Below are 23,652 nucleotides of genomic sequence, written 5' to 3' on the forward strand. Positions count from 1 at the left end.
AAGACTTACATAGAATGACCCTTGACTGCGGAACACGAAAGCAGTCAAGGGCCATTCTTATATGCTGGCTCCTGCGTGCAGCAGGGGCTTTTTTTCATGTCTGCGGGAAACCTCATTCATCGGAGCGCAGAAGTGCCTGTGTCTTGAGCAGCGCACTCATCAAGGCACGGTAATCTTCCCGCTCTTCCCACCAGAGCGGCTTTAGGGCGAGCAGCATTTGTTCGGCCCATTGCAGCTCCGATTTTTGCAAACAGCCCCGTTCCAATCCGACTTGAAACCGTGCGAACGCATCTCGGACATGGTCTGATGCAGAGTCACGATTCAAGTAACTGCTGAGAAAGCCGCCTAAAACAGCGGATTCTTCCTGCGTTTAAAACAATATTCTTCTCCCTCCTATCGCACACGAGGGGTATTCTACCACAGACTGTTCGGATTGAGAAGTGTGGATTTTTGAAGGCTCCGATCTGCCACGCAAAAAAGCCTGCCGCAAGCGATGCAGGCGCCACCTTTGGACTGGAAAGGATACGACCATGAGCGAACATAACCATACCGAACTGGATGAGGCAGCTTCTGTTGCATCCAATACCATGCAGGCAGTACGAACCGGCAAGGCCATTTCCGCCGCGGCAAAGGGCGCTGCGGCAGGCGGGCCCTATGGAGCTGCCATAGGAGCAGCATTGTCCGCACGAAAGCATATCGGGAAAATAGCGGTGGCCGCGCTGGTGTTACTGGCGCTGCCGCTGCTTTTTATTTTGCTCCTGCCGGGGATTATCTTTGGAAGCCTGACGGACAGCGGAGTGTCCGGAGCAGCTGGGCAGCCGATCCTTAACGATAATGCGGCCATTACGGAAAATATGAATCAGGCTGCCTTTGCAATCAATCAGATTCTCGGAGAAGGCATTGAGAATGTGCAGGAGCGCATCGCCAACGATTTTGCCGGAACAGGCGGGGATCACTATGAAGTAGTCAATCCCTATGAGGGGGATCTTATCAGCAATGCCAACCTGTTTATCTCTCAATACTGTGCGGCGAAAGAACTGGACTTTGCCTCCATCTCCCTCACCGACATGGAGCAGATCCTGCATGCGGGCCTCTCGCACCTTTACAGCTTCAGCCGAACGATGGAGGTGCGTACTGTCCCTGCGGAGGAGGACGGCGAAGAAGATACGGCGGAAACATGGTACATCTACACGATCCGCTATAATGGTGAAGCCTATTTTGCGGACACCATTTTTGCATTGACTGACGAACAGAAAGGCCTGGCAGAAAATTATGCGGAAAATCTCAGCATGTTTCTTGGCGACGGCCTGTTCCAATACGCTCCCTCCACCAACACCATTACAGCTCTTGGCGATGTGCGCTTTACCGATGGGGAAACGGAGGTCATCTACTTCAACCAGCTGGATGAACGCTATGCCAATCAGCCTTATGGCACCGACCATATTGGGGGGTATGGCTGCGGGCCAACTTCTATGGCTATTGTGGTTTCCTCGCTGACCAGTGAGACGGTTGACCCGGTCCAAATGGCACGGTGGGCCTATGAGCACGGCTATCCTCATGCAGCAGAGGAATTACACGCCCCGCAAGAGTTTCTTGCAGAATAATACCGGGAACGGAGGAAATGTTAAACAGAGCGGAAACCACTACATTCGTATCAAGTACAACATAGTATTTCATGGTTACGCTCCGTTCCGAGCATTTCTTGACGCACGGTCAGCCCGGGACGCTGCAATTTCAGCATTGATCTCATCCAGCGACATATCGGCCGTGCCGTTCTGCTGTGCGGCTTCACTCAGGCTTTGCACGGCGCGGATCGCCCGCTCAGCTCTGTATTCCTGCTTGGGCAGCGTCATGGAAAAGGGAACGCCATTTACCACGACAGAGCGTTTCAAAAACATTCGGATAGCGGTGGGAAGGTCGATGCCGAGTTCATCGTAGACAGCGGCAGCCTTGGCGCGGAGATCATCGTCAACACGCACCTGCATAACACTTGTAGACATAAAAGCATCCCTTTCAAATACAATTGTATTAGTTTACAATGCAATTATATTCTATTATACGCAAAAAGTCAAGCGTTAGTCCTTGCGTATTCCCTAATGCGTTTTAATGCGCACAAAAGAAGCAGACTATGCAAGGAAAGCCGTGTGCAGCCGCTTCGGCTATTTATAAAATGTGGTCTTCTTGAATCAGCAGAATATCATCCCGTCCCTCGGCCTGATCGAGCATCCGCTGCGTGAATCCGCTCTTGGAAAACAGACCGTACAGCACCTTATACCCAGGGAAAGCCGTGCGCAGCTCCGCAGACTTTTTTACCTTCTCCTCAAATTCATAATATGAGGACTCCCTGGCCCTATACTGGTGGGAGGACGGGGTCCATTTCTCCATCGATGTGGACGAAGATGCGGTATGGAACCTGCCCTCTCTGGGGCCGGGGGAGGAGCCGCCGGAGCTGGTGGCCTTTGACGCCCAGAAGTGGCGCTCCGGCCTGGGTGCCTACTTCTTTGGCGACTGCGTGGGCCAGCGCAGCGAGGACGGCACCTGGACCTACACCGTGGGGACGGAGATGATCTCCTGAACAGGCGGGGCTGTGGTTTGCTTGACAAGGCTCCCTTTAAAAAATATACTATTTGTATACTAGAAAGTATAAAAAGGGGGATGGACTCTGTGAAAAGAACGACGGCGTTTTTCCTGGCGCTGCTTCTCATTGCCGCCACAGCCCTGGCGGCGGAGGAGGCGTTCCCGTACCATACCTCCGACTGGGCCCGGGAAGAGGTATCCCGGGCGGCGGAGCTTGGCCTCATTTACGACCCCTATGACTACCTTTGGGACCTGGAAGGCCCCATCACCCGGGGAGACTTCGCCTCCAACGCCGCTGCCCTGGTGGCCAAGGGCTTCGGCATCAATTTGGAGGGCTATGTCTTCGTCATGAACTACCGAGGGCAGGCGGAGGACGAGAATTTCACCTGCTCCGCCGTGGATGCCGCCGTCGAGTTGGGCATCCTTCAGGGAATAAGCGCGGGCGAGCTGGACCTGTACCGCGCAATCACCCGGCAGGAGGCTGCCGCCATGCTTGCCCGGACCTATCGGGCCTACCAGAGCGAGGAGCCTGATGTGCTGGAGCCGGTCTCCTTCACGGACCGGGCGGACATCGCGGACTGGGCCCTGGAGGACGTGGCTCTGATGAACCAGCTTGGGATCATGAACGGCGTGGGGGATGGACGGTTCGACCCTCTGGGGGAGTATACACAGGAGCAGTGCATCCTCTCTCTGCTGCGGCTGTATGAGGCGGTCCCCTTTGACGGCGCGGGACGGGAGAACCCCTTCTCCATACTAGAGCCGCAGCCGGGCTTCCGCTGCACATTCCCCAATTCAGGGTATTACGTTTTCGCCCTGGAGAGTGAGGACTACTACATATTCTCCAGGATTTATCCCTCCCAGGGCTGGAGCAACACGACCTATGATATCTATGTGATCGAACGGGACCTCTCCGTCCGGAGATATGAGACCCCAATCCTGAAGTTTATCGGTTTCCGTGGCGCGGAGCACGGTAAGCCCGAAAATCCCATTCTATCCCATGATGGAACCAAGCTGACCTATACCGTCACCCTGACAGAGGATGCCTATCGCTATGATTTCTATGGCGAGACATACTCGGACCTTTTGTTTGAGAAGGGCATCTACACCGTCACCATGGACCTAGCCACCGGAGAGAAGACCTGGACCTGGGCGGAGCTGGGCACCGGCTGAACTGGCCCTGCGACGGCGGGCATCTTTTCAAGTACTCCGGCGAAAAGAGCGGTGTGGAAGCGTTTTGCGCTTCCACACCGCTCTTTTTCTCTCTCTGTAAAAGCCCTCCGAATAGGCGAGGCCTACCTTGGTATTCTCTCTGCCCAGAGTCTGTTATCATACGATATTGCGCCGGACATGCCCCTGGGATATACTGGTTTTATATTGTGCGCGGGAGGCAGACTCATGGACCCCAATACCTTTTTTACCAAAATCCTGCCCATTCAAGACGAGGCCCTTCGGGCTCGGGTGGTATCCCTGTCACAGGTTCGAAAGCTGGACAAGGGGGCGTTTCTGGTCCGGGAGGGGGAGACGATGAGCCAGATCTCCTTTCTCCTCTCCGGTATCCTGCTGGGCTTTTTTCTGGACTACAACGGGCGGGATATCACCGACTGCTTCGGGGTGCGGTGCGGAGCTCCGGCGGTCTCCAGCTTCCGGCCGGACGCCCCCTCTCCCATCTCCATCCAGGCTCTGACAGACACGCGGGTCCTGAGTATCCCCATGGTGGAGGCACTGGACCTGCTGGAGCATGACGTGCGTCTGGTCTACATCTACAACCATCTGCTGCAGGCCTCCATGGAGGAGCACTGGCAGCTTAAGACCGTCCTCCACAAGCGGACCGCCATGGAGCGCTACCAGTGGTTCCCGGAGGCCTACCCCGGCCTCATCGACCAGGTCACCCACCGCTATGTGGCCTCTTTTCTGGAGATGTCACCCGTCACCCTCAGCCGTCTGCGCTCGGCTCTGCGGTGAGCCTTTGCCTCCCACGCAGTCAAAGAAAGGAATGTTGCACCATGCACCCTGGCAAGAAGCTCCTCTCCCTGCTGTTGACCCTGGCTCTGTGCGCCGGGCTCACCGTCCCCGCCCTGGCCGGCGGCATCGCCCCCACCCTCCACGACGGCTCCGGCGAAGTGGTCCTGGACCAGTCTGGCTCCGGCGCCGGCTGGACCTATGACGCGGACACCAACACCCTTACCCTCAACGGCTTCAACGGCGCCTACATCTCCTACGCCGATGAGTTCTCCGACCTGCCTCTGACCGTGGTGCTCCAGGGCCAGAACACCATCACCGGCAGCGTGGCCTCCCCCACCGGGGAGGGCGCTCTGGTGAGCTGGGGCGGCCTGGTCCTTCAGGGCGACGGCTCCCTCACCGTTAGCGGCGGCCTCAGCGCCATGGAGCTGACCGTCAGCGGCGGCACGGTCTCCGTCACCGGTGATGCGGCCAACGGCAACGCGGTGGCCGCTGAGAATGTCACCGTCAGCGGTGGTTCCCTTACCGCCGTCCCCGCTGCCGGGGACGCCTCCACCGGAAAGCTCTATTACGGCATCCAGTGCACCGGCTCTCTCACCATGACCGGCGGCGCCATCCGGGTGGACCAGCCCGCCGGCGGCAGCGACGATTCGGCCATCCGCTGCAACGGCACCCTGACCCTCACCGGCGGCTCCCTCACCGCCTCCGGAGCCGTCTTTGCTGAGAGCCTGACCCTGGGCGACGGCATGTCCGCTGTGGGCGGCTTCCAGGCCGGGGACGACCTGCCCCTGACCTTTGAGGACGGCCGCTTCAAGGCCGCCACCAACGAGGGCAACGTGCAGAGCAGCTTTGTCTCCGTGACCGGCTCCGGTGCCGCCCCCTTCACCGGCGACCAGACCTACGTCCCCAACTCTGCCGCCGTGGTGGTGGACGGCGCCGACGCCGGCCTGGAGGCCATCTCCATCTACGACGCCGCCGGCAATGGCTACACCTACTTCAAGCTCCGTGACCTGGGCGACGCCCTGGGCTTCGGCGTGGACTGGGACCAGACCGCCGGTGCCATCGTCATTGGCACCAAGGGCTGAGCCCTCCCCTACAGCGCAAAAAAGTTCCCCCTGCCTCATGGCAGGGGGAACTTTTTGTCTGTTTAGCGGAAGAGCTCCGGGTGGGCGAAGTTGGCCACGCCGCCGCCGGTGTGGAAAAAGACCACGGTGTCCTCCTTGGTGAGGACTCCCTTGCGGATGAGGTCCACCATACCGGCAAAGGCCTTGCCGGCGTAGGTGTGGCAGAGGATGAGCCCCTCGGTGCGGGCGGCCATGGACACCGCCTCCAGGGCGGTGTCGGTGACGGCGCCGTAACCGGCGCCGATGTAGTCGTAGTTGACGGAGATCTGATCGGCGGTGAACCGCTCCCCACAGCCCAGAAAGTCCATGGTGGCGTTGCACAGCTCAGCGACCTCCTCCTCCTTGGGCCGGGTGTGGTAGCTGACGCTGATGCCCAGCATCTTGGTGTCCATGCCGGAAAGGCGCAGGCCGCACTCGATGCCCGCCTGGGTGCCGCCGGTGCCGGTGGCGGCGATGACATAGTCCGCCTTTACGCCCAGCTCCTTCAGCTGGTCACCCAGCTCGTCCACGGCGTTGATGTAGCCCAGGTTACCCACGGGGGTGGCACCGCCCAGGGGCATGAGCACCGGGTGCCGGCCCTTGGACCGGTACTCCTCGGCAATCTTGCCGGTGATGGGGAAGACCCCCTGGATCTCCAGATCCTCCACGTCCTGGGGCACATTGGGCTCGTAGCGCAGCTCGGCCCCCATCAGGTGGTCCAGCAGCAGGTTGCCCTGGAGGTCTCCCTTTGGGGGTTCCCCCTCCAGCACCACCACCGCCTCCATGCCCAGCTTCCGGGCGGCGGCCACGGTCTGCCGCACCCAGTTGGACTGAAGGCCGCCCAGGGTGATGACGGTGTCCGCCCCCTCTGCCGCCGCCTGGGGCAGCAGGAATTCCAGCTTCCGGGTCTTGTTTCCCCCGAAGGCCAGGGCGGTGAGATCGTCCCGCTTTACATAGATCCTGGGTCCCCCCAGCAGCGCGGTCAGGTTGGGGGCGAACTCCAGGGGCGTGGGCAGCGGCGTCAGATGCAGCCTGGGCTGTTTCGCCACGATCGCTTTGATGTCCATATCAGCACCCCCGGTCAAAATGTGGGCTTACGCTCTGGGCTGGGAGATGGATTCCACCACTCCGGCGTCCTGGAAGGGCAGCAGCACAAAGAGGGCCCGGCCCAGGATGCACCGCTCGTCCACCACCCCGATGCTGGGGGAGCGGCCGTCGGTGGAGTTGTTCCGGTTGTCGCCCATGACGAAGACGCAGCCCTCGGGCACCTCAATGTGGGTGGCGTACTCCGCGGGCAGCTCCCGCATGGGCTCCAGGATATAGAGCTCGTCCAGGGCCACACCGTCCACGTAGACGGTGTTGGTATCGTAATCGATGTCCACGGTCTGGCCGCCCACGGCGATGATGCGCTTGACGATGGGCGCGCCGTCCCGGAAGGTGTTCTTGCTCAGCACCACCACGTCGCCCTGATCGGGCTCGTAGCCGATGGACTGGAGCAGGAGCATGTCCTTGTTGTGGAGGGTGGGCATCATGGACTCGCCGTCCACCCCGATGATGCGCCCCACGAAGGTAAAGACCAGGATGAGACCCACCAGAGCCATCACCAGGGCCTGGAGCCAAAAATACATGTCCACCTTCATGGCGTCGCTGTCGGAGAGCTTGACGCCCTCCTCCTGTTCCTCCTCCGGCTCCTGGGCCGGGTCCAGCTTCCGTTCCTCGGACAAGTGGGATCAACTCCAAATCAAGATAATTATGGTCATTATACCCCTTCAAAGGGGGGATTGCAAGGGAAAGGGCGCATGCTTCACCCTTCCAGGCAGGCCTTCTCCCGGCCGTGGCAGGTGAAGAGGAGGATCTGCCGCTCCCGGGCGAGGTCCTTGAGGCAGTCCAGGGCCAGGGCCATGCGGCCGTCGTCAAAATCGGTGAGGGCGTCGTCCAGCACCAGGGGGGAGGGGTCCTCCGCAGGCAGGGCCAGCTCGCACACCGCCAGGCGCACCGCCAGGTAGAGCTGGTCCACCGTGCCCTGGGACAGGGTGATGGCCCGCCGGGGCAGCACCGCCCCCGCCTCCCGGGCGGAGGCCTCCAGCTCCCGGGTGAGGGTGACCTCCTGGTACTTTCCGCCGGTGAGGGCGGAGAAGAGCTCCCCCACCCTCTGGTTGAGCCTGGGAGAGAACCGGGACTGGAGGGCGCTGTTGGTCTCCCGGAGGACCTCCAGGGCCGTCTCCAGCGCGGCGTACTCCCCCTGCCGCCGGGTCAGCGNGGGAGGAGCTCTCCCACGCCCAGGGCGGCGCGCTGCCCCTGGGCGTGGGAGAGCTCCTCCCGCACCCGCTGGAGCTCCCCCGTCACCGCCGACAGGGCGGCGGCGGTCTGCTGGGGGCTGTGCTCCACCGGCGGCGGCTCGGGGCAGTCGGTCTCGCCGGTGCGCTGGACCCGCTCCAGGATCACGTTGTTCTCCACCGTGGGGGCGGGGAGGGAGTCTACCAGCTTCTGGGCGCCCTCCACCTTCACCCGGGCGGTGGAGAGCCGCTCCTCCCGGGAGAGGCCCCGGGACAGGGCCGCCGACACCCCGAAGGCGTCAGTGACCTCGGGGGCGAAGCCGTGGACGAAGGTCAGCAGCTCCTGCCACAGCTCAGCCCGCTGGTCCTCCAGGTCCCGGATGGACTGCTCCAGCTGCCCGGCACATCGCCGGGCCTCCTCCGCCGCCGTCCACTTCTCCCGAAAGGCGTTGGCCTTCTCCAGGATATCGTCGGGGAACTGAGCGCCATACCGCTCCAGCAGGGCGGCCCGCTCCTCCCGCCGCTTGGCAGCGGTCCGGCGGGCGGTGAGCAGAAAGAGGACCCCGGCCACGGCGAAGCCGCCGGCGGCGGCAAAGAAGGGGACCGTCTCCAGCAGCACCGCCGCCGCGGCAAAGCCGGCGGCGGCCAGGAGGCAGACCGCCCCCGCCCCAGTGAAGCCGGCGGCGCCGGACTTCTCCAGGTCCCGGACCTGGGCGGCATCACCGCTGGCCTGCTTCCAGGCCTCGTCGGGATTGAGCCCGGGGAACAGCGGGTCCACGGCGGCGGCCTCCGCCGCCTCCACCTGGGCCCGCACCGGTTCCCGCTGGCCCTTGGCCTCCTTGATGCTGAGGGCCAGAGTGTTGTAATAGGTCAGGTCCCCCTGGGCCTTTCGCAGCTCCTCCCGGCTGGGGAGGTGTTCCCCCTCCAGGGCAGAGAGGGCCTCCTGGGCCTTCCGCAGTTCCTTCACGGCGGAGCTGTACTGCTCCAGTACCGCCCAGTCCCGCCGGGCCCGCTGGGCGTCCCGCTCGGCCTCCAGCTCCTCTTTGCGCTTCTCCAGGGCCTGGGACTGGACCTGGGCCTCCCGCAGCCGTCGCTGATTCTGGACGGCGGCGCTCCTGGCCCCCTCCAGGGCGGAGAGCTCCTCCTCCAGCTGGGGGATGAGCCCGGTTTTGTTGTGTTTGCGGCGATTGAGCCAGCTCTTCAGGGTCTGCTCCGTCTCGGAGAAGGAAACGTCCTCCTCCCCGGAGGACACCAGGGCGGCGATACGCCGCTCCAGCTCCGGGTCGGCGTCTACCCCCAGGCCGGACTGGCCCACGAAGGCGCTGCGCTGCCACACCTCCCGGCTGACTCCCAGCAGCACCTCGCCGCAGTTCTCCCCGGTGAGGCCGGGGACGGTCTCGCCGGTGGTGGCGTCCACCGCCTCAAAGCCCCCGAAGGGGGCGGCTCCCTTGGCAAAGCGCCGGATCAGGATGTCCCGCCCTCCCCAGGTGAGGAGGACCTCCCCCGCCATGGGAGAGCCCGACCAGGGGGCGTACCGGTTCTTCTCGGCCAGGGTGGTGCGGGTGTCCCGCTCCCGGGTGGGGATGCCGTAGAACATGGCCCTCAGGAAGGCACACCAGGTGGATTTGCCCCCCTCGTTGGGGAGCTGGAGGACGTTGAGGCCCTCCTTCAGCTCCAGCACGGCCCCCTCCAGCTTGCCGAAGGTGGCCGTCATTTTCTTGATGATCATGCCATGGGCTCCTCTCTGTGCTCCAGGGCGGCCAGGCCGAAGCGGACGGCCTCCTCCAGCCGCCCCCGCTCGTCCTCGTCCGCCGCGCTCTCCAGCCGCAGCCGCATCTGCCGCAAGAAGAGCCCGGTGAGGGTGTCCTCCTCCGCCCGGCTCCACAGGTCCCGGCGGACGGCGGTGCGGTCCAACACCTGGGCGCTCCAGCACTTCGTCTCGGCCAGGGTCTTCAGGGGGGCGAGGTCCAGCCCCTCCACGTCGCTCTCCCCGGTGAGGATTACACGGAGAATGTCGTCTCCGGCATTGGCGGGAAGGGCAGTGCGAAGGGCATCCTCGGGGGATACCGCCTGGGAGACATCGGCCTCTACCAGGCGGTAGCGGCGTCTGGCCAGGGGGAGGAATTCCGCCTCCACCGAGGTGTCGTCCACCGTCACCCAGAGACAGCCCTTCTCCCCCAGCTCGTCAAAGCCCCGGCCCTCAGGGCAGCCGGGGTAGGCCCAGGCGGTCTCCCCGGCCTTTTGGAGGCCGGAACAGGCGTGGATGTGGCCCAGGGCCAGGTAGGTGAGGCCGGATGCGGCGATGTCGCTCTCCGGCAGGGGGGCGTAGCGCCCCTTGCCCTCCACGTCGGCGTGGAGGATGCCGATGTGGACGCCCCCGTCCCGGGGAACGGTGAAGCCGTCCAGGGGGGAGTCCTCCCGGCTCACGCCGGTGAAGGCGGCGCCCCAGACGGTGCAGCCCAGCTTTGGCAGGGGGATGGCCTCCATGGCGGCGGTCCGGAAGATGTGGACGTTCTCCGGCCAGGACAGCAGGGCATAGGGGGACCGTGGCCCATAGGGGTCGTGGTTGCCAGGAGAAATGAATACGGGACAGCCGGTCTGGCCCAGGGCCCGGGCCAGGGCCTGGGCAGTCTCGGCGTAGGGGTCGGAGCCGTCAAAGAGGTCCCCGGAGAGGAGGACCAGGTCGGCCCCCCGCTCCCAGGCCAGCTCAGCCAGGCGGCGGGGCAGCTCCCGCAGCTCGGCCCGGCGCTGCCGGGCCTGTTCGGCGCTCAGGCCGGTGAAGGGGGCGTCCAGATGGAGGTCGGCCCCGTGGAGGATGTGCAGCATGGGTGGCTCCTTTCGGTCTACCAGGTCTCGTGTTCGCCGATGTCGATACGAGTGACCGACTGGCAGCGGCCGGTGGCGGTGTCAATGGCAAAGACGGCCCCCTCCAGCTTGCAGGGGCCCTCGGCGGGCTCAAAGCGCATGGGGAGCCCGCCCAGAAAGCGGTTGATGGCCTGGCTGCTCTTCATGCCCAGCACCGAGTCGGCGGGGCCGGTCATGCCCAGGTCGGTGAGGAAGCCGGTGCCCTTGGGCAGCACCCGGCCGTCGGCGGTGGGCACATGGGTGTGGGTGCCCCACACCGCCTGGACCCGGCCGTCCAGATACCAGCCCATAGCCCCCTTCTCGCTGGTGGCCTCGGCGTGGAAGTCCACCACCTTGATCTCGGCGTCCACGTCCCGCAGGAGGCGGTTTGCCACAGTGAAGGGATTGTCGAAGTTGGGGTCCATCTCACACCGGCCGATGAGGTTCATGACGGCGATGCGCAGGCCCTGGGGACCCTCATAGATGCCCAGGCCCCGGCCGGGGACCCGGTTGGTATAGTTGGCGGGGCGGAGCAGCCAGGGCACCTCGTCCAGCAGGTCCTTGATCTGGATGCGGTTCCAGGTGTGGTTGCCCAGGGTGACCACGTCGGCCCCGGCGGCGTAAATGGCCTTGGCCTGCCGGGGCAGCACCCCTACCCCGGAGGCATTCTCCCCGTTGACCACGGTGAAGTGGATGTTATGGCGCTTTTTCAGCCGGGGCAAGTTGTCTTCCAGAAAGGCCAGGCCGGGCTCTCCCACCACGTCACCGATGGCCAGAAGATTTAAAATCATCGTTTTTCTCCTCCTCAAAAAAAGGACCGCCCACGGGGATACAGCCCGTGGGGCGCGGGCAATATTATATACCATATCCGACGTCCTGGCAACGTGAGCCGTCTCCTTTTCCCGGGCTTGACCGGCCGGGCGGCCCACGGTATACTGATGGAAAGAAAAGGAGGTCTTACCCATGCCGGAACGTGTCTCCCTGCCGCTTTTGTGCGCCGGTCTGCTGCTCCTGGCCGGGTGCGGCGGCACCCCTGCCGCCACGTCCGCCCCCGTCTCCTCGCCGCCGGTGGAGACCGTCCAGGCCGCGCCGTCGCCCTCGCCCGTGGTCACGCCCACTCCAACGCCGGCGGCCACCCCTACGCCGACGCCGTCAGAGACCGCCGCCGCGGCGGAGACGGAGCTGCCCGCCGAGACTCCGGCGGAGGAGGACGTCTGGACCGCCTTGGACACCGGGTCCTCCTTCGGCCGGGCCTCGGGCACCGGCGGTGCCCTGGTGGTGTACGATGTGCAATCCGGTGAGGACGGCCTCACCGTCACCCTGGCCCCACTGCCCAATGAGGCCGACGTCACCGCCTTCCAGGAGGCGGAGGAGGCCCTCCCCGCCGGCAATATCGAATACTGGACCGACGCCGGGGCCCTGGTGCTCAAGCTGGAGAACACGGTCCTCTCCAGCGGCGAGATCGGCGGCGACGACTGGCTCCACGACTTTCTCCGGGAGCAGGGTCTGGAGTACCCCATGAGCACTCCCACAGGAGCAGTTCCCGGGAGCTGCCCCGACTTTGAGAAGGCGGCCATCTCCTCCGATGGCACCAACACCACCATTTCCCTCCTCCCCCTGGGCGGCATAACCGAGTACCAGGTCACCCCCCTGGGGGTGGACGGGCTCACCGTCTCCTTCCGTTTGGCCCTGCAATAAAAAATGACGGCTGTCAGCCGCCCGATGAACCTTCCCCCTGGAAGGGGGAAGGTGGCATTTGCGGAGCAAATGACGGATGAGGGTGCGTTGGTATGGCGGATATGGCTTTCCCTCCTATCCAGCCCCCCTCATCCGCCCCTGCGGGGCACCTTCCCCCTGTGGGGGGAAGGTCTGCTTGAGCGCATGGGGCCTTTCTCGTGTGGTATCCTGGTCTGCCCTGATCCTTCAAAGGCACAAAAAAGCCCGCCTTTCGGCGGGCTTTCAGGTTGTCGAAAAAGGGCATATACGTCAGATTTTGTGCAAGAGCCTCGCAGAGTTCCGTCGTCCGCAGACGACGGAATCAAGTACAGTCTGTTTTTTCCGGGGACATGTGCCTCGGAAAAAACACTGCTCAGGCCGCAAACGTGCGAGCGAAGCGAGTGCGATGCAGCGGCCTGCATTTTTGAGAGAGCCTGTCGACTTTGTCGACAGGCTCAAAGCCCGCCTTTCGGCGGGCTTTTTTCTTGGTTGTGGCGCTCTTACTTCACGCCGTCCTTGAACATCTGGATGGCGGTATCGTTGTCGCCGGAGATAATGAGCATGATGTAGTCGCCGCTGGTGACGATCTGGCCGTTCTTGGCCCGCTCCAGGGGCTCGGGCAGGTACTGCTCAAAGTTCTGCTGGGTGAGGGCACGCTGGGCCTCCAGAGCGGCCTTGGCGTCGTCCATCTTACCGTCGGCCACCTTGCCGATGACAATGGTGTCGGCGCTGACGATCATGGGGAAGAAGCCGATGGCTTCGGTAAAGCAGTCGGCTGGGATGTTATAGCTCTCTTCCATACCGGCGGCATCCAGCTTGATGGACGCGCCCATCTCCACCTTGTCGATGATGCTCCGGGCCAGGCTCACCAGCTCATCCCCGTTGGGGGTGGTGATGGTGACGTCGCTGCCCTTGACCTGGGCGGAGTAGCCGTCCAGCTTGCTCAGGAGAGAGGCGGGCACGTAGGTGGTGCCCTGGACAAAGGTGGCCTTCATGTTGGAGAGGGTCTCACCGTTGACCTCGATGGCGCCGGTGGCGCAGTCCACATAGATGCTGTTGCCGTCCAGGGAGAAGAAGGACCGGTTCTCGTCAGCGTACCAGTCGGCGAAGCCGTAGTCGGCCTCGGCCACGGTGCGCAGAGGGATGGCAGAGCCGGCGGGGGCGTCGGGCAGCTTGGAGGTGTCCAGTTTGGTGCCGTTGAGGGTGATGGTGCCGGAGTAGGCCAGGGCGGAGGCGCCCAGGGAGAGGGTCAGGGTCATGGCCACGGCGGCGGTGAGCATTCGCTTCATAAGATGTGCGCTCCTTTTCCTTTTAAAGTTCATACAGCACTCTTAGACGGCACTGCAAAAGGAAAGTTCCCGTTTTTCAGGAAATCGCACCGAAATTTTGGAAGGGGAAAAGCACCGCCACCGCCTGGCCCAGGATATATGCCTCCTCCACTGCTCCCAACGCCGGGTTCCGGCTGTCGTTGGAGATGTTGCGGTTGTCCCCCATGACAAAGACACAGCCCTCCGGAACGGTGAGGGTGGTGACGCTCTGCCAGCTCCGCTGGACCATGGGCTCCAGGATGTAGTCCTCGGTGAGGACCGTCCTATCCACCGCCACAGTACCGGTGGCGTAGTCGATCTCCACGGTCTGCCCGCCCACGGCGATGACCCGCTTGACGATGGGGCCGGTCACATTTTCAAAGTCCTTCCGGAGGACCACCACGTCCCCTGGCTGCGGATCATAGCCCGCCTGCCGGACCAGCATGAGCTCCCGGTCCCGGAGAGTGGGCAGCATGGAGTCCCCGTCCACCATCACGGGCCGGGCCACGAACACAAAGAGCAGCACCAGGGCCACGATGGCGACCACAAAAGTCTGGAGCCAGATATGGGCCTCCCTCGCGGCACGGATGGCAGGCCTCTCTTCCATAAAAGCACGCTCCTTTTAAAAATGCCGCTGCCTCTTTGGAAGGCAGCGGCATTGGGTTATTTGGCGTATTCGATGACCTTGGTCTCGCGGAGCACGTGGACCTTGATCTGTCCGGGATACTCCAGCTCCTCCTCGATCTTCTTGGCGATATCCCGGGCCAGCAGGACCATCTGGTCCTCGGAGACCTGATCCGGCTTGACCATGACCCGGACCTCGCGGCCGGCCTGGATGGCGAAGGACTTCTCCACCCCGGGGAAGGAGGAGGTGACCTCCTCCAGCTTCTCCAGGCGCTTGATATAGTTCTCCAGGTTCTCACGCCGGGCGCCGGGCCGGGCGGCGGAGATGGCGTCGGCCGCCTGGACCAGGCAGGCCACCACGGTGCGGGGCTCCACGTCGTTGTGGTGGGCCTCGATGGCGTGGATGACGGCCTCAGACTCCTTGTACTTCCGGGCCAGCTCCACGCCGATCTGGACGTGGGAGCCCTCCACCTCGTGGTCGATGGCCTTGCCCAGGTCGTGGAGCAGACCGGCCCGCTTGGCCTCGGCCACGTTGGCGCCGATCTCGGCGGCCAGCAGCCCGGCCACATGGGCCACCTCGATGGAGTGGTTGAGAACGTTCTGCCCATAGCTGGTGCGGTACTTCATGCGGCCCAGGAGCTTGACCAGCTCCGGGTGCAGGCCGTGAACGTTGGTCTCGAAGACGGCACGCTCGCCCTCGGCCTTGATGGTGGCGTCCACCTCCCGCTTGGCCTTCTCCACCATCTCCTCGATGCGGGTGGGGTGGATGCGGCCGTCCTGGATGAGCTTCTCCAGGGCCAGGCGGGCGATCTCCCGGCGGACGGGATCGAAGCAGGAGACCGTGATGGCCTCCGGTGTGTCGTCGATGATGAGGTCCACACCCGTCATGGTCTCCAGAGTGCGGATGTTGCGGCCCTCACGGCCGATGATGCGGCCCTTCATCTCGTCGTTGGGCAGGGGCACAACGGAGACGGTGGCCTCCGCCACATGGTCGGCGGCGCAGCGCTGGATGGCGCCGGAGATCAGCTCCCGGGCGATGTTGTCGGCCTCTTCCTTGTAGTGGGCCTCGATCTCCTTGAGCTTCATGGCGGACTCGTGGGTGACTTCCTGCTCCAGCTGGGAGATGATGTAGTTCTTGGCCTCCTCGGCGGTAAAGCCGGAGATCCGCTCCAACACCTCCATCTCGGAGCGCTTGAGGGTGGCGACCTCCTCCCGGGCGTCCTCCAGCTCGGAGAGCTTGCGGGCGAGGGTCTCTTCCTTTTTCTCGATGTTCTCGGTCTTGCGGTCCAGGTTCTCCTCCTTCTGCTGGAGACGGCGCTCCTGCTTCTGGAGGTCGGAGCGGCGCTCCTTGACCTCTTTCTCATACTCGTTTCGGGCTTTCAGGATCTCTTCCTTGGCCTCCACCAGCGCCTCGCGCTTTTTGCTCTCGGCGCTCTTGATGGATTCATTGATGATGCGTTTGGCCTCCTCCTCGGCACTGGCGATCTCCTTTTCCGCCACTTTCTTGCGGTAGAGGACTCCCAGTGGGAAGGCGGTGACAAGCCCGATCACAATTCCGATCAGGATAAATAGCATAGGTTCTCGATACACCTCCATTTGAATCATTTTGGTTACGTCCCGGGGCCTGTCCGCAGGCAGCGGACAGACTCCGGCACATAAAATGACTCGTGTGGGTCCCCGAGCATCAGACGGTCCTGGACTGTGATGCTCACCCACACGATCTCGTGAAAAACATCCCCTGAAGTTCTTCAGTTTTGTCCTTTTATATTGTAAGTCCCCCTCGCTTTTCTGTCAAGAACATTCGCAGGCGAAATGACGAAAACACAGGGGGCGGCGCCCCTTTGGTATGTGAAAAGGACCGCCCATCGGGGGCGGTCCTTCAGACTTTTGGGTGTTCAGCAGCAGCAGCCGCCGCAGCCGCCCGGCTCACCGGCGGCCTCTCCCAGGGCGCCGGGCAGGCTGTCGTCCTCCCGGATCCAGTCCTCCACGTGGACCACGGTGTACTGGTCCGGGGTACGGCGGATGACCACCCGCTGGATACCGGCGTTGATGATGAGCCGCCGGCACATGGAGCAGGAGGTGGCGTCGGGGAGGAGAGCGCCGGTTTTGGCGTCCCGGCCGGCCAGGTACATCGTGGCTCCCAGGGTGGCGCTTCGGGGGGCGGAGATGATGCAGTTGGCCTCGGCGTGGACGGATCGGCACAGCTCATACCGCTCCCCCGAGGGGACCCGCAGCTCCTCCCGGGTGCACCGGCCCAGGTCGGTGCAGTTCTTCCGGCCCCGGGGAGCGCCGTTATAGCCGGTGGAGAGGATCTCGTCGTTCTTCACGATGATGGCGCCGTAGCACCGGCGCAGACAGGTGGAGCGCTTGAGCACCGTGTCCGCAATATCCAAATAGTAGTTTTCCTTGTCGATCCGGGCCATGTCGCCGCCTCCTGTGTTTTTTCCACCAGTATACAGGCTTTGCCGCCCCGGCGCAAGCAAAATCGGCAATGGCGGCCCTCAGCGCTTTCGGCCCCGGCAGTCGGCGGCGGGATCGATGCCCAGCTTGGCCATCTTTTTGTAGAGCGCGCTGCGGTGAATACCCAACTCCTCCGCCGCCCGCTGGCAGTTGCCCCCCTTGTCCCGGAGGACAGCCAGAATGATCTCCCGCTCGTAGTCGTTCATGAGCTCGGTGAGCTGCTTGCCTGATCCGGCACCCGGCACCGCCGGTCCCCGTGGCAGGGACATCTTGCCCGGCAGGTCACGCATATCGATGGTGAAGCCGTCGCAGGTGGCGTAGGCGCCCTTGATGACGTTGTCCAGCTCCCGGATGTTGCCCGGCCACTGGTAGCTGGCAAAGCACTGCTTGACCTCCTGGGAGAGGACGGTGGTACGCTGGAACTCCTGGTTGAGCCGGGCCAGGAAGAAGTTGGCCAGCTCCAGGATGTCCGCCCGGCGGCAGCGCAGGGGCGGCATCTCGATGTTGATGACGTTGAGCCGGTAGTAGAGGTCCTCCCGGAACTCCCCCGCCTCGATGAGGGCGGGCAGGTTGCGCCGGGTGGCCGAGATCACCCGCACATCCACCGACACCGGCCCCGATCCGCCTACCGGCTCCACCTCCCGCTCCTGGAGGGCGCGGAGGATCTTGGCCTGCATATTGAGGGGCATGTCGCCGATCTCGTCCAGGAAGAGGGTGCCGCCGTTGGCCAGCTGGAACTTGCCCGGCTTGCCCCCCTTCCGGGCGCCGGTAAAGGCCCCGTCCACATAGCCGAACAGCTCCGACTCCAGCAGCTCGTTGGGGATGGCGGCGCAGTTGATGCTCACCATGGGCTTGTCCGCCCGGCTGCTGGCGTTGTGGATGGAGCGGGCAAAGACCTCCTTGCCGGTCCCCGTCTCCCCGGTGAGGAGGACGGGAAAATCCGTGCGGGCCGCCTTGAGCCCCAGGCGCTTTTTCTCCAGAAAGGCCTCGGTACTGCCCACGATGGAGTCAAAGCTGGCCCGGCAGCCGCCGGTCTTGTGGTACTCTTCCTTATAAAATTCCAGCTCGGCGTACTCGCTCATAAGCCGCTTGGCCGAGTCCAGAGTCTGAAGGCGGAACTTGACCTGGGCCACCCCCGCCACCACCTGGTCCTGTTCATCGCAAACGCAGGAGCGGCTCACCAGCAGGAAGTTGTTGTCGTTCTCCTTGCTCTGTCCGGGCAGGAACTTGTGGAGGGCCAGCTCCTCGCTGTACCGCCGCTTCACGATGTCCACCATCTTAGAGTTGCTGATGGTCTTCTGGATGGGATAGCCCACGATCTCCTCCTTGGGCTTGCCCAGAAAATCACAGTACTGGTCGTTGATGTCCGTCACGATGCCGTTGGTGTCCACGACGATGAAGCCGTCGTCGGTCATCCGGAGGATCTCGTCAAAAATGTGCTTGTAGCGTGCGATGTCCTGTTCCGACATGTCCGTCCTCCTTTCGCACACTCCTCCTGTGCAGTCCATCATACCATAAATCGAAAAGCGGGAAAACCGTCATTTCGGTCGCAGACCAAAATGACGGTTTCCACTGTATGTGTTGGGGTAGGGAGGGATCTCGTAAAAATTACTTGAGCAGTTCTCTGGCGATGACCACCTTCTGGATCTCGGAGGTGCCCTCGTAGATGGGCACGATGCGGGCGTCGCGGTACATGCGCTCGATGGGGTAGTCCCGCATGTAGCCGTAGCCGCCGTGGATCTGGAGGGCCTTGTTGGTCACCCACACCGCGTTCTCAGAGGCGTAGTACTTGCACATGGCGGCCAGCTTGGAGAGGGGCTCACCGCTGTCGGCGGCGCAGGCGGCCTCGTACACCAGGGCGCGGGCGGCCTCGGTGCGGGTGGCCATGTCGGCCAGATACCACTGCAGGCCCTGCAGCTTGGCGATGGGCTTGCCGAACTGCACGCGCTCCTTCATGTACTTGATGGAGGCCTCGATGGCGGCATCGGCGATGCCCAGGCCCTGGGCGGCCATGCCGATGCGGCCGCCGTCCAGGGCGGCCATGGCGATCTTGAAGCCCTCGCCCTCCTGGCCGATCAGGTTGCTGCGGGGCACGCGGCAGTCCTCAAAGATCAGCTCGGAGATGTCGGCGCCGCGGATGCCCAGCTTCTCCTCGCGCTTGCCCACGGTGAAGCCGGGGGTGCCACGGTCCACCACGATGGCGGACATGCCCTTGGTGCCCTTCTCGGGATCGGTGAGGGCGATGACCACCACATAGTCGCCCTCGGTGGGACCCATGTTGGAGATGAAGCACTTGCTGCCGTTGATGACGTAGTCATCCCCGTCCACCACAGCCTTGGTCTTGGCGGAGGCGGCGTCGGATNCGCGGATGCCCAGCTTCTCCTCGCGCTTGCCCACGGTGAAGCCGGGGGTGCCACGGTCCACCACGATGGCGGACATGCCCTTGGTGCCCTTCTCGGGATCGGTGAGGGCGATGACCACCACATAGTCGCCCTCGGTGGGACCCATGTTGGAGATGAAGCACTTGCTGCCGTTGATGACGTAGTCGTCCCCGTCCACCACAGCCTTGGTCTTGGCGGAGGCGGCGTCGGAGCCGGCACCCGCCTCGGTGAGGGCGAAGGCGCCGATCTTACCCTCCACGGCGGCGGTCAGATACTTCTGCTTCTGCGCCTCGGTGCCGTGCTTGAGGAAGATGTCGTTGACCAGGGTGTGGACGGAAATGACCTCGGCGGTGCTGGCGCACTGCTTGGCCAGCTCGGAGACCACCAGCACCTTGCACATGGTGTCCAGCTCGGGGCCGCCGTAGGCCTCGGGCACGTTCAGGGCGGTGAAGCCGATCTCCGCCATCTTGGCGATGATCTCCTTGGGAATCCGCTCCTCCTGGTCGATCTGGGCCGCGATGGGCGCCAGCTCACTCTCGGCAAAGTCCCGGGCCAGCTGCTGAATGGTGGCCTGGTCCTCAGTCAGATGAAAAGTCATGGAAAAAACTCCTTTCCGAAGCCTTACAGCTTGTCGATGTAGATCACCTTGTCATCCAGGAACTTCTGGATCTCCTCATCGGAGTAGCCGTACTCCTTCAGGATCTCGGCGGAGTGCTCGCCCACCAGGGGAGCCTGACGGTCCATGGTGGGAGCGATGTCCTCGATGCAGGTGGGCTCGGCGGTGGCAAAACGGATGGGGGTGGCGGGCTGCTTGGTAATGGTGCCGTCCCGGTTGGCCATGGGGACAATGTACATGTTCTCCAGAGCCTGGGGATCGTCCAGGACCTCCTTGATGTGCTGCACACGGTCATAGGCGATGTCGGCCCGGGCAAACATGGCGGCGATGTCATCCATGGTGTGCTTGGCAAACTCGGCGCTGAGGATCTCCACCAGCTCGGCGCTGTGAGCCTTGGAGGCGGAAGCGGTGGAGTAGTCGGGGTGGTCCACCAGGTCCTCACGGCCCAGCTCCTTGAAGAGGGCGTTGTTGTAGCGGTCGGGCTCCAGGATGCTCATGTAGAACCACTTGTCATCGGAGCTCTTGAAGGTATCCATGACGGGAGAGCCGGGGTTCTTGCGGGTCTTGGGGTACTCGTCGCCGTACTGGGTGGACACCATGCCGGCGCTCTCGCTCCAGATGGCCTGGGAGAAGAGGGAGACCATGACCTTGCAGCCCTTGCCGGTCTTGGCCTTCTGATAGAGGGCGGCGCAGATGCCGCCGGACAGGGAGCAGGAGGTAGTGGCGTCACCGAAGCCGATGAGGGGGTTCACGGGGGAGGTCTCCTTCTCGGTGATGTCGATCATGGCGCCGGAGCGGGCCCAGAAGGCCACGGTATCAAAGCCGGCGTTGTCCTTGGCGGGGCCGAAATCACCGAAGCCGTTGATCTGGGCCCAGATGAGGTGGGGGTGCTTCTGGCTCAGGGTGCCGTAGTCCAGGCCCAGTCGCTTGAGGGCGCCGGTGCGGTAGCTGGAAACAAAGACGTCGGCGGTCTCCAGGAGCTTATCCAGGATGGCCTTGCCCTCCTCGCTCTTCAGGTTGAGGGAGAGGCCACGCTTGTTGGCATTGTAGGCGGTGTAGAAGGGGTTGCAGTCCTTGACGATGGGGCAGGACATGGTAGCGCCGGTGCCACGGCCGGGATCGCCGAAGCTGGGCTCCACCTTGATGACGTCGGCACCCCAGTCGGCCAGGATACGGGCGGCGCCGGGGCCGGCCACGAAGTAGGTGAGATCAATGACTTTCACGCCCTCTAAGGGTTTGAACATAGGTCAGGCACTCCTTTCGGTCAAAGGGCGGTCAGAGGGGACGGCGCGCGGAAGGTAAGCGCGCCGTCCCTCAGCCCGCATGTATGGATGATGGCAGTTATCCACAGATGAAGGTTAGGGCAGGTTGGGGAAGATCGTAAACAGGGCCACGCCCACCAGGGAGCCCACGAAGGGGATGATGACGGTGAGCACGAAGGTGAGGCCGTAGGAGTCCTTGTGGGTCTCCCGGCACAGGCCGTTGGTGACAGTGACGATGTAGCCGTTGTGGGGCAGGGAGTCCAGCGCGGAGGAGGACAGAGCCATGACGCGGTGGACGATGCTGGGGGAGATACCCATCTGGGTGTAGACAGGCCCCAGGATGGGCACGGCGATGCCCAGGCCGCCGGAGGCGGAGCCGCAGATACCGGCGATGACGGTGGTGCCGATGACCAGGCCCAGCAGCTTGGGACCAGGGATGTTCACCATGGCGTCGGTGATGGTAGAGAACACGGGGCTGTTGGAAGCCACGCCGCCGAAGCCGTTGACGGCGCAGGTGTTGGTGATGGAGATGAGGGCCATGGCGGCACCGTCAGCAAAGTGCTTGGGCAGCTCCTTGGGGTCGATGTACTTGATCATCAGGACCACGGCGGACACCGCACCGGCCAGCACGCCGGCCTCCACGGGGGCGATGGCCACGCCGTTCACCTTCACATTGACCAGCACGATGGTGACCACCAGGGGGATCAGGGAGATCACGAAGTTGGGCAGGTGCTCATCGCCCTCGTCACCGAACTCGTCGCCCTCCTTGGCGATAAAGTGCTCGCCGTTCTTCTTGGCCTTGTTGAGCCAGAAGTGGAGATAGATGATACCAACCACCAGCATGAAGCCGCAGGCGATGAAGCCGTTGACAGCGCCGGCCATGTAGGAGGTGCCCAGCTCAGTGGAGGGCACGTTGTTGTGGATCTGCACGGCGCCGGGGGCGATCATGGCGAAGGTGGAGCAGCCGAAGCACAGAGCGCCGGGAATGCCGCGGCGGGGCAGGTCGGCGGCACGGAAGACCTGCAGGGCGATGGGGAAGACGGCGAAGGAGCACACGAAGGCGGAGACGCCGCCGTAGCAAAGCACACCGCAGGCCACAGGAACGGAGATAAAGGCCCACTCGGTACCCATGACACGGATGATGGTCTTGGCGATGGACTTGGCCGCGCCGGTGATGTCCATGGCCTTGGCCATCAGGGTGCCGGTGAGGAAGATGAGGTAGTTGTTCTTGAAGAAGGTGGTAAAGCCGGTCATAAAGTGGACCTTGTACGCCTCATAAATATTCATCTGGCTGGTAATGGCCACCACCAGGGTGCAGGCAAACACCGTCAGATAGATATTGAAGCCCTTCATGATCATGTACATCAGCAGGGCAAAGGCGACAATCAGGCCGATGATTCCCAAAGCAGTCACGAGCAATCCTCCAGTCTTTCAAATTAAGATTTGCGCACAGCAGCGGGAATGATTACTTATTGTGGAATTCCGCGGGCCGCTTGGCCAGGAAGGCATCCATACCCTCCTGCTTGTCCTCGGTACCGAAGGTGATAGCGGCCAGGTCCTTTTCCAGCTCCAGGCCGGCGCGGAGATCCACGTCCATGCCGCGGTTGATGGCCACCTTGGAGTAGCGGATGGCCAGGGGAGCCTTGGCGGTGATGACGGCCAGCATGGCCTTGGCCTCGTCCAGCAGGGACTCGGCGGGGACCACCTTGTTCACCAGGCCGATGGCCTTGGCCTCGTCGGCCTTCACCTGGCGGCCGGTGTAAATGAGCTCCTTGGCAATGCCGGTGCCCACCAGACGGGGCAGGCGCTGAGTGCCGCCGAAGCAGGGGATGACGCCCAGGTTGGCCTCGGGCTGGCCGAAGATGGCCTTCTCGGAGGCGATGCGGATGTCGCAGCTCATGGACAGCTCGCAGCCGCCGCCCAGGGCGTAGCCGTTCACCGCAGCGATAACGGGCTTCTCCAGGGCCTCAATCTTATTAAAGAGGGTCTGGGCACGGTTGGCGTAGTTCCGGCCCTCCTCGCTTCCGTAACTCTGCATCTGGGAGATGTCGGCGCCGGCCACAAAGCCCTTGCCCTCTCCGGTGATGATGACGCCCAGGACCTCGCGCTCCTCCTCCAGGCAGGTGAACACGCGATCAAGCTCCTCCAGCGTCTGGTCATTGAGCGCGTTGAGTGCCTTGGGGCGGTTCATGGTGATCACCACAAGGTTGCCATCCCGCTCGACACGGATATTTTCCACTTCGTACATTACCTTCTCAAAGCCCTCGCTCAAAAGAAAGACCTCCTTTGTTTCTCAATGGGCCGCACCGTCAGGCGCCGTGCCGGCAACGCCGCCCGGTCTGCCGCCCGCCCAGTAATATTGCAAGTCATATGCCAATTTTCTTTTTTGTGAAAATTGTCGGATTATCGCGTATTTTGCCGTTTTCTTTCACCATTTTTCCTTTTTGCCTCTTTTTCCGTTTAACCTTCATTGTCTCCAAACAGAGAAAACGTCTCCGCTCGGAGACGTTTTCTCTGCCGCTTCTCG

23 protein-coding genes are annotated in these 23,652 nt (G+C 63.0%); 6 read left to right on the forward strand and 17 right to left on the reverse strand.

The features are described 5' to 3' along the window. Nucleotides 1-112: 112 nt before the first annotated feature. Nucleotides 113-250: a hypothetical protein gene (locus E0E29_RS17980; protein WP_165449775.1), complete on the reverse strand. Its 138-nt coding sequence runs from the start codon at nucleotides 248-250 to the stop codon at nucleotides 113-115. A gap of 280 nt (nucleotides 251-530) precedes the next feature. On the opposite strand from E0E29_RS17980, the gene E0E29_RS03470 reads away from it, so the two are divergent. Continuing rightward, nucleotides 531-1,604, forward strand: a complete 1,074-nt coding sequence (locus tag E0E29_RS03470; protein WP_130848649.1) for a C39 family peptidase — start codon at nucleotides 531-533, stop codon at nucleotides 1,602-1,604. A 75-nt stretch (nucleotides 1,605-1,679) separates the two neighbouring features. Here the strand turns inward: E0E29_RS03470 and E0E29_RS03475 are convergent, their stop codons facing one another. Further along, nucleotides 1,680-2,000, reverse strand: a complete 321-nt coding sequence (locus tag E0E29_RS03475; RefSeq protein ID WP_130848650.1) for a type II toxin-antitoxin system RelB/DinJ family antitoxin — start codon at nucleotides 1,998-2,000, stop codon at nucleotides 1,680-1,682. A gap of 389 nt (nucleotides 2,001-2,389) precedes the next feature. On the opposite strand from E0E29_RS03475, the gene E0E29_RS03480 reads away from it, so the two are divergent. From E0E29_RS03480 to E0E29_RS03495, 4 genes are all read left to right on the forward strand, one after another. Beyond that, entirely contained in the window at nucleotides 2,390-2,575 is a 186-nt protein-coding gene (locus tag E0E29_RS03480) for a hypothetical protein (RefSeq protein ID WP_130848651.1), read from the forward strand. A gap of 89 nt (nucleotides 2,576-2,664) precedes the next feature. Then, a complete protein-coding gene (locus tag E0E29_RS03485) occupies nucleotides 2,665-3,747 on the forward strand; it encodes an S-layer homology domain-containing protein (protein ID WP_130848652.1) in 1,083 nt (360 codons plus the stop codon). Nucleotides 3,748-3,972: 225 nt separating this feature from the next. After that, nucleotides 3,973-4,539 carry a Crp/Fnr family transcriptional regulator gene (locus tag E0E29_RS03490; protein ID WP_130848653.1) on the forward strand — a complete coding sequence of 189 codons (567 nt, stop codon included), beginning with the start codon at nucleotides 3,973-3,975 and terminating at the stop codon, nucleotides 4,537-4,539. A 41-nt stretch (nucleotides 4,540-4,580) separates the two neighbouring features. Further along, complete coding sequence (locus E0E29_RS03495) at nucleotides 4,581-5,621, forward strand: carbohydrate-binding domain-containing protein (protein WP_130848654.1); 1,041 nt, start codon at nucleotides 4,581-4,583, stop codon at nucleotides 5,619-5,621. A 62-nt stretch (nucleotides 5,622-5,683) separates the two neighbouring features. On the opposite strand, the gene E0E29_RS03500 is transcribed toward E0E29_RS03495, so the two are convergent. The 6 genes from E0E29_RS03500 to E0E29_RS03520 form a co-directional block, all read right to left on the reverse strand. Next, the gene (locus E0E29_RS03500; protein WP_130848655.1) at nucleotides 5,684-6,706 is read right to left on the reverse strand and encodes a D-cysteine desulfhydrase family protein; all 1,023 of its coding nucleotides are present in this window, start codon (nucleotides 6,704-6,706) and stop codon (nucleotides 5,684-5,686) included. A gap of 27 nt (nucleotides 6,707-6,733) precedes the next feature. Further along, nucleotides 6,734-7,279 carry a signal peptidase I gene (gene lepB, locus E0E29_RS03505; protein WP_130849066.1) on the reverse strand — a complete coding sequence of 182 codons (546 nt, stop codon included), beginning with the start codon at nucleotides 7,277-7,279 and terminating at the stop codon, nucleotides 6,734-6,736. A gap of 164 nt (nucleotides 7,280-7,443) precedes the next feature. Then, nucleotides 7,444-7,788, reverse strand: coding sequence for an ATP-binding protein (locus tag E0E29_RS18580; RefSeq protein WP_242622354.1), 345 nt, complete (start codon nucleotides 7,786-7,788; stop codon nucleotides 7,444-7,446). A 104-nt stretch (nucleotides 7,789-7,892) separates the two neighbouring features. Continuing rightward, nucleotides 7,893-9,644: an AAA family ATPase gene (locus E0E29_RS18965; protein WP_278045143.1), complete on the reverse strand. Its 1,752-nt coding sequence runs from the start codon at nucleotides 9,642-9,644 to the stop codon at nucleotides 7,893-7,895. After that, the gene (locus E0E29_RS03515; protein WP_130848656.1) at nucleotides 9,641-10,741 is read right to left on the reverse strand and encodes a metallophosphoesterase family protein; all 1,101 of its coding nucleotides are present in this window, start codon (nucleotides 10,739-10,741) and stop codon (nucleotides 9,641-9,643) included. The genes E0E29_RS18965 and E0E29_RS03515 overlap by 4 nt, the downstream gene beginning before the upstream one ends. A 17-nt stretch (nucleotides 10,742-10,758) precedes the next feature. Beyond that, nucleotides 10,759-11,550, reverse strand: coding sequence for a TIGR00282 family metallophosphoesterase (locus E0E29_RS03520; protein ID WP_130848657.1), 792 nt, complete (start codon nucleotides 11,548-11,550; stop codon nucleotides 10,759-10,761). Nucleotides 11,551-11,722: 172 nt separating this feature from the next. Between E0E29_RS03520 and E0E29_RS03525 the strand changes: the two genes are divergently transcribed. After that, nucleotides 11,723-12,457, forward strand: coding sequence for a hypothetical protein (locus tag E0E29_RS03525; RefSeq protein WP_130848658.1), 735 nt, complete (start codon nucleotides 11,723-11,725; stop codon nucleotides 12,455-12,457). A gap of 518 nt (nucleotides 12,458-12,975) precedes the next feature. Here the strand turns inward: E0E29_RS03525 and E0E29_RS03530 are convergent. From E0E29_RS03530 to E0E29_RS03570, 9 genes are all read right to left on the reverse strand, one after another. Further along, nucleotides 12,976-13,764: a DUF4358 domain-containing protein gene (locus E0E29_RS03530; RefSeq protein WP_165449776.1), complete on the reverse strand. Its 789-nt coding sequence runs from the start codon at nucleotides 13,762-13,764 to the stop codon at nucleotides 12,976-12,978. A 76-nt stretch (nucleotides 13,765-13,840) separates the two neighbouring features. After that, nucleotides 13,841-14,389 carry a signal peptidase I gene (gene lepB, locus E0E29_RS03535; protein ID WP_130848660.1) on the reverse strand — a complete coding sequence of 183 codons (549 nt, stop codon included), beginning with the start codon at nucleotides 14,387-14,389 and terminating at the stop codon, nucleotides 13,841-13,843. 56 nt (nucleotides 14,390-14,445) lie between these two features. Then, nucleotides 14,446-15,981, reverse strand: coding sequence for a ribonuclease Y (gene rny / locus E0E29_RS03540; RefSeq protein ID WP_242622355.1), 1,536 nt, complete (start codon nucleotides 15,979-15,981; stop codon nucleotides 14,446-14,448). 320 nt (nucleotides 15,982-16,301) lie between these two features. Continuing rightward, nucleotides 16,302-16,829 (reverse strand): deoxycytidylate deaminase, encoded by a 528-nt coding sequence (locus E0E29_RS03545; protein WP_130848662.1) that lies wholly within the window; start codon nucleotides 16,827-16,829, stop codon nucleotides 16,302-16,304. Between the two features lie 78 nt (nucleotides 16,830-16,907). After that, nucleotides 16,908-18,335 (reverse strand): sigma-54 interaction domain-containing protein, encoded by a 1,428-nt coding sequence (locus tag E0E29_RS03550; protein WP_130848663.1) that lies wholly within the window; start codon nucleotides 18,333-18,335, stop codon nucleotides 16,908-16,910. A 139-nt stretch (nucleotides 18,336-18,474) separates the two neighbouring features. Further along, entirely contained in the window at nucleotides 18,475-19,845 is a 1,371-nt protein-coding gene (locus tag E0E29_RS18590; RefSeq protein WP_242622356.1) for an acyl-CoA dehydrogenase family protein, read from the reverse strand. A 23-nt stretch (nucleotides 19,846-19,868) separates the two neighbouring features. Beyond that, nucleotides 19,869-21,107, reverse strand: coding sequence for a CaiB/BaiF CoA transferase family protein (locus E0E29_RS03560; protein WP_130848664.1), 1,239 nt, complete (start codon nucleotides 21,105-21,107; stop codon nucleotides 19,869-19,871). 114 nt (nucleotides 21,108-21,221) lie between these two features. Continuing rightward, complete coding sequence (locus E0E29_RS03565; protein WP_242622357.1) at nucleotides 21,222-22,538, reverse strand: GntP family permease; 1,317 nt, start codon at nucleotides 22,536-22,538, stop codon at nucleotides 21,222-21,224. A 52-nt stretch (nucleotides 22,539-22,590) separates the two neighbouring features. Next, nucleotides 22,591-23,373 (reverse strand): enoyl-CoA hydratase-related protein, encoded by a 783-nt coding sequence (locus E0E29_RS03570; protein ID WP_130849068.1) that lies wholly within the window; start codon nucleotides 23,371-23,373, stop codon nucleotides 22,591-22,593. Nucleotides 23,374-23,652 lie beyond the last annotated feature (279 nt).

It is taken from the genome of Intestinimonas timonensis (assembly GCF_900626145.1).
GTDB lineage: Bacteria > Bacillota > Clostridia > Oscillospirales > Oscillospiraceae > Intestinimonas > Intestinimonas aquisgranensis.

Excerpts from the sequence above, each read along its gene's own strand:
- E0E29_RS03470 (WP_130848649.1), top strand. The coding sequence starts at position 531 with ATGAGCGAACATAACCATACCGAACTGGATGAGGCAGCTTCTGTTGCA.
- E0E29_RS03475 (WP_130848650.1), bottom strand. The coding sequence starts at position 2,000 with ATGTCTACAAGTGTTATGCAGGTGCGTGTTGACGATGATCTCCGCGCC.
- E0E29_RS03490 (WP_130848653.1), top strand. The coding sequence starts at position 3,973 with ATGGACCCCAATACCTTTTTTACCAAAATCCTGCCCATTCAAGACGAG.
- E0E29_RS03495 (WP_130848654.1), top strand. The coding sequence starts at position 4,581 with ATGCACCCTGGCAAGAAGCTCCTCTCCCTGCTGTTGACCCTGGCTCTG.
- E0E29_RS03500 (WP_130848655.1), bottom strand. The coding sequence starts at position 6,706 with ATGGACATCAAAGCGATCGTGGCGAAACAGCCCAGGCTGCATCTGACG.
- lepB (WP_130849066.1), bottom strand. The coding sequence starts at position 7,279 with ATGAAGGTGGACATGTATTTTTGGCTCCAGGCCCTGGTGATGGCTCTG.
- E0E29_RS03515 (WP_130848656.1), bottom strand. The coding sequence starts at position 10,741 with ATGCTGCACATCCTCCACGGGGCCGACCTCCATCTGGACGCCCCCTTC.
- E0E29_RS03520 (WP_130848657.1), bottom strand. The coding sequence starts at position 11,550 with ATGATTTTAAATCTTCTGGCCATCGGTGACGTGGTGGGAGAGCCCGGC.
- E0E29_RS03525 (WP_130848658.1), top strand. The coding sequence starts at position 11,723 with ATGCCGGAACGTGTCTCCCTGCCGCTTTTGTGCGCCGGTCTGCTGCTC.
- E0E29_RS03530 (WP_165449776.1), bottom strand. The coding sequence starts at position 13,764 with ATGAAGCGAATGCTCACCGCCGCCGTGGCCATGACCCTGACCCTCTCC.
- lepB (WP_130848660.1), bottom strand. The coding sequence starts at position 14,389 with ATGGAAGAGAGGCCTGCCATCCGTGCCGCGAGGGAGGCCCATATCTGG.
- rny (WP_242622355.1), bottom strand. The coding sequence starts at position 15,981 with ATGCTATTTATCCTGATCGGAATTGTGATCGGGCTTGTCACCGCCTTC.
- E0E29_RS03545 (WP_130848662.1), bottom strand. The coding sequence starts at position 16,829 with ATGGCCCGGATCGACAAGGAAAACTACTATTTGGATATTGCGGACACG.
- E0E29_RS03550 (WP_130848663.1), bottom strand. The coding sequence starts at position 18,335 with ATGTCGGAACAGGACATCGCACGCTACAAGCACATTTTTGACGAGATC.
- E0E29_RS03560 (WP_130848664.1), bottom strand. The coding sequence starts at position 21,107 with ATGTTCAAACCCTTAGAGGGCGTGAAAGTCATTGATCTCACCTACTTC.
- E0E29_RS03570 (WP_130849068.1), bottom strand. The coding sequence starts at position 23,373 with ATGTACGAAGTGGAAAATATCCGTGTCGAGCGGGATGGCAACCTTGTG.